The 12108-nt window shown below is 37.8% G+C and carries 5 protein-coding genes; all 5 read right to left on the minus strand.

Going from position 1 to position 12108, the window contains the following annotated elements; translation table 11 throughout:
* Window positions 1-13: 13 nt before the first annotated feature.
* The 5 genes from RB215_RS09745 to RB215_RS09765 all read right to left on the minus strand — a co-directional run bounded on the left by RB215_RS09745 (window position 14) and on the right by RB215_RS09765 (window position 12071).
* Window positions 14-1765, minus strand: a complete 1752-nt coding sequence (locus RB215_RS09745) for a DEAD/DEAH box helicase (protein WP_309216284.1) — start codon at window positions 1763-1765, stop codon at window positions 14-16.
* 260 nt (window positions 1766-2025) lie between these two features.
* Entirely contained in the window at window positions 2026-4914 is a 2889-nt protein-coding gene (locus RB215_RS09750) for a TonB-dependent receptor domain-containing protein (protein ID WP_309216285.1), read from the minus strand.
* A 789-nt stretch (window positions 4915-5703) separates the two neighbouring features.
* Window positions 5704-6651, minus strand: coding sequence for a class I SAM-dependent methyltransferase (locus RB215_RS09755; protein WP_309216286.1), 948 nt, complete (start codon window positions 6649-6651; stop codon window positions 5704-5706).
* Between the two features lie 60 nt (window positions 6652-6711).
* Window positions 6712-9354, minus strand: coding sequence for a TonB-dependent receptor (locus RB215_RS09760; RefSeq protein WP_309216287.1), 2643 nt, complete (start codon window positions 9352-9354; stop codon window positions 6712-6714).
* A 371-nt stretch (window positions 9355-9725) separates the two neighbouring features.
* Window positions 9726-12071, minus strand: coding sequence for a DNA polymerase II (locus tag RB215_RS09765; protein ID WP_309216288.1), 2346 nt, complete (start codon window positions 12069-12071; stop codon window positions 9726-9728).
* Window positions 12072-12108: the final 37 nt, after the last annotated feature.

Below are 12108 nucleotides of genomic sequence, written 5' to 3' on the forward strand. Positions count from 1 at the left end.
AAATCAGTTAAACCTAAGGGTTTAACTGATTAGCTTTTCTAAAACTGCCTTTATAATCAAACAGCTTATCTGCTACCTTCCAACCATATTTTTTACTTTTACGCGCAATTACAAAGTCGGGCGCAATTAAATCAAACTGCGCGTTAATTATTTGCTCTGCTGTTTTAAATTTTATGGGCGCTTGCCCTTGGCCAACTCGCTTACCAAATTGCCGATTAAAAATATACGCCGCCCCTTTATTGGCAATATCGTAAACTTCGTCGCAACTTGCACCGTCTTCGTCAAAATACGTTACTTTAATCATCTCATTTTTAAGCTGCGTTACACTTAAACCACTACAGCGAAGTACGAGTGCATCTTTTAAGTTTAGTGCATTGCGTAACTTATCATCAGGGTCGGCCATTACCGCACCGCAATCGTGGCATTTACGTGCGGCTATATCGTTTTGCGCACCACATTCATCACACTCTTTAAAGCGAAAACGATAATCGCACTGCTCTTTATTACCTTCATCATCTTCTAACAAGCCCTTACAGCGCCTACCAAAGTGTTCAATAACCTTTCCTGTAGAGTCAGTTTTACCCCAATAAATATTAGCAAAGCCACAACCCGGACAAAGCACTTGTACCGGCTCGTTATCGCTATCACCTTTTTTATCGCCAACCTCAGGGTGAAACAAATCAAAACCATTTCCGGCATAATCAATCACCAAACAATCTGTTTTTGAATCGGCTAATCTAAGCCCTCTGCCAACAATTTGCTGGTATAAACTCACCGACTCCGTAGGGCGTAAAATAGCAATAAAATCAACATGAGGTGCATCAAATCCGGTGGTGAGTACAGATATATTAACCAAATATTTTAATTGTTTGGCTTTAAATTGCTTAATTATTTTATCGCGTTCGCTATTCGGTGTATCACCTGTAATTAAGGCGCTTTGCTGGTGAGGTAAATAGCTTAAAATTTCTTGTGCGTGGATAACCGTAGCAGCAAAAATCATAATACCTTGGCGGTTTTCACTATATTGTATTACTTGTTGTAAAATGGCCTGCGTTGCGCGTGCACTGTTTTTTAATAACGCATTCATATCCTCATTAGTATAACGGCCATACGCATCACTGGTTAACGCCGAAAAATCGTAATGACTAATCGCCGCATCCACTTCATTGGGTGGCGTTAAATAGTTATGTTTGATCATATAGCGCAGCGGTAATTCAAAAATACAGCTTTTAAATGGGCTGTCTTTATTGCCCCGCACAAAACCATGATAGTGATGATGATAAATCCACCCCATACCTAACCGATAAGGCGTTGCCGTTAACCCTAATACTTTTAACTGCGGATTATGCGCTTGCAAGGCATTAATAACTTTACCGTATTGGCTTTTTTTATCACCATTAACTCTATGGCACTCATCAATTATTAACAGTGAATAATGCTCATTAAGCTGATCTAAATTACGCGATAGCGACTGCACGCTGGCAAAAGTAACCTGATGGTTTAACGATTTCTCTTTTAATCCTGCCGAAAATATACTCGCCTCAAGCCCAAAGCTTTTATATTTTTGTGAGTTTTGCTCTACTAATTCTTTAACATGCGCCAGTACTAATATTTTTTGTTTAGCAATACGCGAAAGCTCAGCAATTACCAAGCTTTTACCCGCACCAGTAGGTAATACAATCACTGCGGGATCATTGGTTTTTCTAAAGTGTAAAACGGTACGTTCAACCGCCTCGCTCTGATAAGGTCTTAGGGTGTAGGTCATGAGTTATAAAAGGTCTCAATGCGGTTAGCGGTTAGATGTTGAACAACAAACTCTTTTTAATATTAGCTCTATAAAATTTTAATTTTCATATGGAGCAACCGTTTTACTCAGTGAAATGTAAACCCTGAAGACTATATTATTTATAAATATAAAAAAATACCCATAATCAAAATGATTATGGGTATTTTATAGATTACTGCACCAATTAGTAGTTCTTAAATACTCTATTAATATAGGTTTTTATACACTATAAATTATATTTAGAACCTGTAAGTAGCTTGAAGATAAGCAAATCTGCCAATATTATCGTATATTGCTGAACCTGCTCCAGTGCCTGATGTACTTCCAGGTAATTGACGATTAAATAGGTTATCAACGCCTAGTTTAAAGCCAACGCCACTATCAAATTTATAAGCAACAGAGGCATCTGTTATAAAGTATGAGCCGTAACGCATCTCATTAGATGGGTTAGGGTTAGTTTCTAACTGTTTGTGATCATATAGTTCAACACCGTTGATAAAACGAGTACTAAATCCTACTGCAAGATTTTCATAAGTGTAATCAACAGAAATATTGCCCTGCCATGTTTCATCACCTAATACACCTTCAGAGTCAGTATAGTTTTCTTGTTCTGCTGAGAAAGGATAATCTTTTGCTTCTATCAAGTAAGTACCGATAAAGCTGGTGTTAAAGCTGCCCCCAAATGCATCGAAATCATAGCCGACTTCAAAATCTACACCAGAGTTAGTGCTGCGTGCGATATTTAGTGCAAAGCCTTTTAATAAAGTAATTTCGCTGGTATTAGGATCGCGAGTTATTAAGCCACAAAACTGATTATCAATTCCTGTAGGTGAGTCTACACAACGGTCAATAATAGTTTGAAAGCCAATACTGCTTATTGTGTCATCAATATCTATTTCCCAATAATCAGCAGTAACACTGAACCCTTCCAACCATTCTGGTTGATATACTATACCTGCAGTAATTGATCTAGACTCTTCTGGTTGTAGATCTGGATTACCACCAACTAAAGTCTCCAATGTCTTACTATCATAACTAGAATCAAAGTCAGATGGTACGCCAAGCGCTGCACAGTTAGCAGCACGTGTTGCGCGGCCACCGGCACTTAATTGATCCAGCTCAGATACTTTACAGCTATCATCTACATTCGTAAATGACTGACTTTGTCCTGAAAATAACTCATCAATATTAGGAGCACGCATTGCTTCAGAGACGGTAAAACGAGCACGTAACTCAGGGTTTATAGTCCAGTCAAGGCCTAATTTCCAACTGGTTGCATCACCAATAGTTGAGTAATCAGCATAGCGAACTGCAGTGTCAAAAACTAAAGTGTCAATCAAAAATACATCTTCAATTAAAGGCACCGATAATTCAAAAAAGGCTTCAGTTACATCATAGCCACCATCAGTCTCACCTAAAGCATTAAAGAACGTCGCGCCAGTTTTAGCAAAAGCATCCTCAATCGTTACACTGCTTTCATCGCGATATTCAACACCACCAGCAAAACCAACCATTCCAGCTGGCAGCTCAAAAATAGCTGAGTTACTAAATGTTGCATTAAATACTGTTTGCTTAATTTCAGATGTACCTGTTGATGTTGTGGTTACATAATCAATCGCTTCTTGGCTAATCGCACCATCACCCATTATATTTGCGGCCACACAACCATTTGCTCTAGCGTCTGCATCACGACAAACAATATCGCCATTTCCATCAAAAATTGCATCTATAGCATTTGCGTAATTAGCCATAATTACGTTTGCACCGTTGATACGCTCTATCTCTGATTTACCATGTACTACAGAAAGATCCATAGCCCAATCATCACTGATATCACCTTGAATTCCGGCCACAAAACGCGTTGTTTCACGCGTATTTTCTTCAAGACGGCGACCAATATCGTTGTACATTTTACTAACACCAATAACAGACAAGCCTTTTTCGTCCATCATTGCAGCTGTATCTGGAGTTAAAAAAGCATTGTCACGCTTAATTAAATTTGCGCCACTAAAAAAGCGAAAGAAAGGTTGCCCTATATTCTCGCCTTCAGTTTTTGAATATTTCGCTTGAAAATATGCATTTAACTCATCTGTTACATCATAGTTTGTTTTAAAGTTAAAGTTTACACGATCGAACTTAGGTTGAATTTCTGAATATTGGCGTAAGTTAATAAAATCACAACCAGGGCTGGCGCAGTAATCACCATCATCAATAGCGCCAGTGTATACCTCACCTAAAGTACTATCGCCATTAAACTTACCTAAAATACCGTACGTATTTGGATCCCAAGCAGTACCTGCATTAGAAATTAAGTAATAACCCGCATTAGGGACTACAATTTTATCTGGATAAGCTTCACTATCAATTTGACCTTCTGGGCGGGCTTGACCTGTTACAACATTATACGGCATAGACGCATATGATGTTGCTGTCCAAGGGTTATCCAACGAGTTCAAAGAGTTTTGTGAATTGTATTCTACTGAAAATGCAGCATTACCACGACCTTCAGCAAAGTCTTTACCATAAGATAAAGTATACTTTTCATTTTGATAAGAGCTATTATCGGCAAACCCCTTCGTTGCTGATACATTGAAGCCTGTTATATCTTTTTTAAGAATAAAGTTAACTACACCTGTCACAGCATCTGCGCCGTATACTGCTGATGCGCCACCAGTGATAATCTCAACTTTTTCAATCCAAGCACTTGGAATCGTATTAGTATCTACTGAAGAAGTACCAGGAGCACTAGCAACGTGACGTTTACCATCGACTAAAACCAGTGTCCGCTCACTGCCCATTCCACGCAAATCTAGTAAACTGATGCCAGCCGTACCAATAAAACGACCTGAGTTTGCAAGTGAATACGTAGTAGCTAATGCGGGTAGTTTATTTAGTACTTCACCGATATTCATAGCCCCAGTATCAACTAAATCTTCCCCACTTATCACTGTCACTGGTGATGGAGATATAGCTCCTTCGCGTAATATACGCGAACCAGTAACTTCTATCCGCTCTACTTTTTCTGCGCCTTCTTGAGCTGCAATTGTGCTTGCTGAAAATAAAGCTGTTGATGCTGCACCAAAAGCAATCGCTAAGCGAACAGCTTTTGAAACTTGATTATTTAACATTTGATTCTCCCTATGTTTCTATTTTATTTTTATCATTTTTTATGAAAAATAAAGCTACGGTATTCTGCATAGCATCTACTTTCAATTAAAGAGTATTACTAAGTACACCATCAGGTCAACACCCAGTTAACACAAAAGAGCTTTTGTTTACGTGTGTTTACAAGGCGCATGTATTCACATAAACACAATAACTAATATCTGATAAACAATTTACCGCACTTTTTGTGGGTACTATTGTTTATCTATAATTGAGTTTTTAGGGGTATATGAATTAACTGATAAAAATCAGATTTTGATATTTGGCGGGGCATAGAGCAAAAATAAAGGTATAGAAGTAAAGGTAATATTACTTATAATTAATCTCTGTATTATGTTTGGTTTAGTAATTATTAAGCTAGCTTTTACATTAAAATTGAAAAACAGCCCATACTAAAGCAGTAACATATTACTAACTAAATAGAGCAATTGAGTTTAACTGCACAAAAGCGTAATAGTAGCTGCTACATATCTACAAAGTCACTTAGCGGATTAATAACTTTAAAGCTTATATAAAATAAGTAAAAGGCAGAGGTTTATATGCCTCAAGTCAGAAAGATAACTATTTAAAACAGACCGCTACAGTATTAATAGCCTGTTGCGTTATTAATGAAGGGACAATTGGTTATAATAAGCAGATAGTAATTTACAATTCTTTTTTACTTAATTTAGGCAGCAATAAAGAACTACATAGCTATTTATTATTGTACTAATTTACACTTTTAAATTAGTACAATACATTCAATGTTAAATTTACTTTCGTGCTTTTATAACCCAACAAAAAATACCTGCGTCTATTTTCATAACATCGAACTCGTAGCTGGACCAATTATCTTGCAGAAGGGTTTTTATATACTCAACATCTGAGTTTGACCACGATGCGGCTTGTTGATCTTGTAAGCGAAGCTGAAAAGAATATAAGTTATCGCGGAGTTCTTCTACTCTTTTACTGTCTGTTTGCGGCCAATCAATGATCGCTGGAAGTAGCTCTTTTACTAGCAAATTAAACCAGTCTAACTCATCTTCACTGCTGCATTTACTCTGCTGATATTTTACTTGCTGTAACAAGTTTACATTTTTTTGCTTAAATTGAACTTGTTGCTCAGCAGTCGGCTCTACCTTATTTGTAATAGACTGGCAAAGGTCAGCAAAGTCCTGCAGTTGCAATAACAAACCATTGTCTTTACTCAAGTCTTTGAGTACTTTCAACCCAATTTTACAATCTGTAGAAATAAATGAGTCTTGATGATGTACTAACGCAATAAATTCACCATTAGGTTTTAAGACCTTATTTACCGCTAAAAGACCTGCTGCGGGCTCTGCATACTCAAAACCAAATTGACTTATAACACTATCAAATAGAACGTTTTCAAACGCTAAGGCTTCAGAGGGCATATTGCCATAAAAATGTATTTTTTCGAGGTGTTTGTAATTAGGATCTGAGGGGGCATGTTGAGATAATGGTGCTATGTTTGCCGCGTCTGATGCATAAACATCAAAACTTGAATTAAATTGCTGCGCTAAAACAGCCAGTCCACCATTTCCGGTAGCTAGATCTAAAATTGTAGTTGATTCAGGTAGTGATTTAAAAATAGTTTGCCAAAAATTTGCTACAATGCCTTTATAACCTTGGCTGTGTTCCCCTTCTGCAAAACTATTAAGTGATTTGGTCCTTGACCAGTATGAATTCCAATGTTGCATTTTTTACCCATAAAAAAAGGTGGGTTTAAACCCACCTTTTTATTTAACTTATTTTATAAATTAAAACGATTGTGAGAAACGTAAGTACGTAACACGACCGTAAGCATCATAAAGGTTAAAGTTATAGCTACGTCCATCGTAGCTGCTTAACTGTGGCTCTTTCTCAAAGGCATTTTGCATACCAACAGACACCTTAGTTCCTGTAGGGAAGCTATATGTCGCTTGTAAATCATGTGTGATCCACGTTGCAATATTACCTGTACGTTCAACACTACCACCAGCTACTTGCGTTACATCTTCATACTGAGAACCAATCATGTTGATGTTCCAAGTAAAGTCAAAGTCTTGTATTGCATAGCTGTTTGACAATGAAGCACGTTGCTGTGGCTCACCAGTGTCTTTAAGTGTATTACGACCACCATCAATTTTACTTTCAAACTGATGACTAAATTGTAATGTTTGTTTTAATGTACCCGCTGCATCAAAGTCAAACGTTGTGTTTAAATTTAAATCTAAACCACTAATTTCCCATTTACCTTCGTTAGCATAACCCTGAGTGATAAGGTCAATACCACCATTGCTTAAACGTTTAACACCTAAACCTGCAGGAATTGGGTCACCTGTTTGTTCACGAGTTAGGATTGTATTAGCACCAAAGAAACGGATCATGTTAGAGATTTCAATCTCATAATAATCAGCAGAAAAGTTTAACCAATCTGTTGGTTGATAAGCTAAACCTAATGAAATTTGCTCTGATGATTCAGAACCCATTTCTGCGTTTGCTAAAGTAATCGCACTTACTTGCACATCACAACCTGCTGCCTGGCCTAAATTTAGACATGACGGATCATCTGATACACTTGGGTTACCTGGAGCTGGTTTAGCTGTAAGGATATCCAATGTAGGTGCACGGAAACCTTCACCATATGATGCACGTAATACTAGCTCTTCTGTTACATCATATTTTACTGAAACTTTAGGTGAAAAATCTGAACCGTAATCAGAATAATCATCGTAACGACCTGCTAATGTAAACTCTAGGCCTTCCATAACTGGGAATAAAGCTTCAAAATAAGCACTTGTTAAATTACGACCACCACCAGCACTATTACCTGCAGAACCACCTACTTGACCAGCTTCTGATAATGAATCGTACGTATCAGAATAATCTTCTTTACGGTATTCAAGACCAACAACAGCTTGTAGAGTTCCGCCATTCATTTCCATTACGTCAAATGCTGCAGAGCCAAACACTTCTTCTTGTTGGAAAGTACCAATTCGCGATGTAGTTACATTCAAGCCATTTAGTACTTTAGCGTAATTATTACGTTGCTCATCTGTAGTAAAACGAGTACCAAATGGGTCATTCAGCATGTAATCACCGTTATCAACTGCAGTTCTTGCATTTGAACCCATTAAATAACCACGGCCAATTTCATACGTTTTTGTTTGGTTTTTACGTGCACCAAAATCAACAAAAACATTACCTATTTGACCTTCAACACTAATCATAAAGTCAGTAGACCAGTTATCAACTTCACTATCACGGTTACCTAATGCAGCAAAACGATGACGATATCCAACTTCACGTGCACCTAAACCATCTGCAGGAGCATCATAAAAAGGGCTAGCTGGGTTAGTTGGGTTATTTGGGCTATCAGCAGACATGAAAGCACCAACACCTGCGTCATTCAATGTTGGCGCGTAACGACCAAAAGACTTAGTTTTTGACACTAGAGTATGCGATAAGATTCTCCAGTCATCATTAATATCATAATTAGCTTTTAAGAACGCTGATGTATTTGATGTAGAAGCTTCGTTAGCATTTGTCGCGTTAAAGTTATATGCACAGAAATCATCACCTGATGAGAAGAAGTTTTCGATTCCATCACAAGCGCTAGCTGATAAAATTGAACTTAGACCACCACTAAGTGGCTCCCCATCAGCACCAATACCATCGTAGCCACTTGGTTTTACCCAGTTTGCACCAAAGCTTGAAGCACCAGGCTGTACCCATGAGTAAGCATTTTCATAAATAATGTCACGGCTGTTCCAAGAAACACCACCAATTACAGAAGAGTTATCGCTTGAAGCACCAAATACTACAGAGCCTTCTTCACGGTCACCACCGTCTTCCGGTAAGCTTACTTCTGAAGCACCGATACGCATTTCAATACCGTTAAAATCTTTTCTGGTAATGATGTTAACTACACCAGCGATAGCGTCAGAACCATATACTGCTGAAGCACCATCAGATAAAATTTCAATACGCTCAACCGCCGCCATTGGGATTGAGTTTAAATCTTGTGAGTTACCAGTTGAAGGTGACTTAGGTAAGCGACGACCATCAACCAAAATTAATGAACGTGAAGCACCTAAACCACGTAAGTTAATTTGCGAAACACCTTGCGCAGAACTACCAGACTGTGGACGAAATGAACCCGCCGAGTTAAAGCTTGTATTACGTAATAAATCTGAAACAGAAGTTTGTCCTGAAAAGTCAATCGCAGCACGATCGATAACAGTTACAGGTACAGAACCTTCTAAGTCAGTTCTTTTAATACGTGAACCAGTAACAGCGATACGCTCTACTTTTTCTACGCCTTCTTCAGCAGCAATTGAGCTTGCTGAAAATACAGCTGTTGAAGCTGCACCAAAAGCGATTGCTAAGCGAACTGCTTTTGAAACTTGATTATTTAACATTTGATTCTCCCAAGAATACTATTTTATTTTTTTATATTTAATCATCTGATTACGAATAAACAATGATTATGTAACCAATGATAATACTATGAGAACAGAAAGGTCAACATAAAATTAACTTTAAGTGACTTGTCATTATCATATATCACACTTAATCACCGCTATTAGTACTGTCCGCTTACAAAAATACTTTTGGTAAGTTCGCTATAAATTAAAAAATAAAAATAACTCACTGTTTTTAAAGTGATTTACTTTAATGTTGTTTTCAGTTGTAGTTTAATTGAAATCATACTTGTTAACTTTCGGCATGTGAGTTTTTGTAAACAGCTTTTTAATCAGTTCTACACTTTAATTTTTACTGATTATTAAGCTTAAAACAAACTACTTTGGGTTGAGTTTGGCAGTACGCCAAGTGCGCTTAGAATCATATCGGCAACAGGTTCTAGCTGCCGCTGGATATAAAGAGGGTAATTGAGGGTATTATTTCCATTGTAAATTTCAGCGCCATTAATGGCATAAACATATTCTATTATTTGGCCGCGCTTAATTTGAAAGTCGGGATTATTCGCTTTATATTTTTTGACTGCTTGCACATGCGGGGGAATATTTTTTACATAGTCACTTAAATTTTGGCCTAAACGTTTACGGTATATAAGTTTTTTATCAAACTCCCCTGCATATAGTTTTTTAGTGTAGCTTTTTATAATGTCGTTTAATTGCTCTATTTCAAATTGTTGATCAAATAATGTTTTAAAAAGCTCGGTTTGAAACTCTTGAGCAAATTGGGTCCAATCGCTGCGCACGGTTTCCATTCCTTTAAAAATTAGCTGCTTAGCGTTGTTTTTTTCAATTTGGCCAACGTAACGTTTTTTTGAGCCTATTTTTTTTCCTCTTATGGTGGGCATAAAAAACGGGCTGTAATGGGTTTCAAACTCTATTTCTAAATAACTGGTCAACAAAAAGCGAGTTTTAATGCTATCAGACCAGCGTTTGTTAATAATTTGCATCACATTATTGCCTATTTCATTACACTGTGTGGCATTTAAGCGCTCATTTACTTTTACAAATATTGAATCTGTGTCGCCATAAATAACCTCATAACCCAGCTCTTCAATCCATTTTCGGGTGGTTTGCATGATCTCGTGCCCCCTAAGTGTAATTGAACTTGAGAGCCTGGGATCGTAAAATCGGCAACCTTTAGAGCCTAATACACCATACAAGCTGTTCATTATTATTTTTATTGCCTGAGAAAGCATTGGCTGGTTGGTGTCTTTAGCTTTTTGGCGAGTACGGGTTAAGTGCTTAATTAATTTAGGTAAGTGATGCAGCTCGCGTGAAAAAAGTGCATCGTTAAACCCTGCTACCGCACTTTCGGGAGAGTTTAGCCCTTCTATAAGGCCTAATGGATCAATACAAAAAGTGCGCATAATTGACGGATACAAGCTTTTAAAGTCGAGCACTAATACATTTTTATATAAACCAGGAGTCGACTCCATTACATAACCGCCAGGGCTTTCAAACGATAAGCCATGATCGCCTAAATTAGGTGCAACATAGCCACTGCGATGTAATAAGGGTAAATATAGGTTGGTAAATGCAGCTACCGAGCCGCCCATACGTTCTAGTTCAAGCCCCGTAAGTTGCGTTCTTACTATGGCAAATTCAAATAGCTTTAACTTAACAAAAATTCTATTTACTAATATACAGTCTTGGCGGTTATAAGCGGCAAGTGCGAGCTTGTCGTGATTAAATAGACGAATAATTTCGCTAAGGCGATTATCTGCTTGAATTAACTTAGACTCGCCCAGCACTTTATGAGAAATATTAGCTAACGAATAACTATCAAAATGATAAGTGGCATTTTTTAGTGTATCTATACCATCTATTACGCTGCGCCCAGGTAAAGTAAGCCGGGTGTAATGACCCGTTCTAATTGTTAGAGGTTGTTGATCTCTACCTAAATTAAGCACCAGTCCTAATGCTTCTGCGCGCGCGTTAAGTACGCTAAAATCAAATTCAATTACATTCCAACCCACAATCACATCCGGATCGTTACTAGTGATGTAGCACTGCAATTTTTGCAGTAAGTTTATTTCATCAACGCACCAGTCAATATTAAATGCCTTACTGTGAGGCTGTGGCTCACCAATCATTAATACGCAATCTAAGCCATTGCCAACTAACCCAACCGAAAACAACACGCCTTCTGCGTTACATTCTATATCTAATGAAAGCGACGCAAGCTGTGGCGTATATTCTGGATTAGCTTTTAGTTTTGCTTGAGTAATTTCGATAAAGCCATTTTTTTGTAGCGCCTCTCCAGTTACCCACACTCCGCCTTTAATAAAGCGCTCCATTAAAAATCGGTCGCTGTGGCGAATATCCCCTTCGTATATATTTATTTGCTCCTCAAGCTGGGCTCTTGCTTTATAAAGGCTACTACTGTCGTTAAAATAGCAAGCTGTGCAGTCAACACCACTAAAGTGGCGCATATTAACCGCTTTAAAACTTACCTTTATTTTGGCTTTGGCTAATAACGTTTGTGCAAGAGGAAGTTGTTGTTGCGCAATAAAAAATACGGCTTGCTGGTTTTCAACAACCACCTTTATAGGCCCATACTCAGAGCTTAACCAATAACACAAAGTAAGGCCCTGCCTGTTTTTAGACGAGTATTGTTGCCTTGATAAAATAAAGCCCTGATAGATTGCTTGTGTCAATGTCCGATCCCACTTAATATATACACTGTAATTATAT

The organism is Pseudoalteromonas sp. HL-AS2 (assembly GCF_031198805.1).
Lineage (GTDB): Bacteria > Pseudomonadota > Gammaproteobacteria > Enterobacterales > Alteromonadaceae > Pseudoalteromonas > Pseudoalteromonas nigrifaciens.

Excerpts from the sequence above, each read along its gene's own strand:
- RB215_RS09760 (WP_309216287.1), bottom strand. The coding sequence starts at position 9,354 with ATGTTAAATAATCAAGTTTCAAAAGCAGTTCGCTTAGCAATCGCTTTT.
- RB215_RS09750 (WP_309216285.1), bottom strand. The coding sequence starts at position 4,914 with ATGTTAAATAATCAAGTTTCAAAAGCTGTTCGCTTAGCGATTGCTTTT.
- RB215_RS09755 (WP_309216286.1), bottom strand. The coding sequence starts at position 6,651 with ATGCAACATTGGAATTCATACTGGTCAAGGACCAAATCACTTAATAGT.
- RB215_RS09745 (WP_309216284.1), bottom strand. The coding sequence starts at position 1,765 with ATGACCTACACCCTAAGACCTTATCAGAGCGAGGCGGTTGAACGTACC.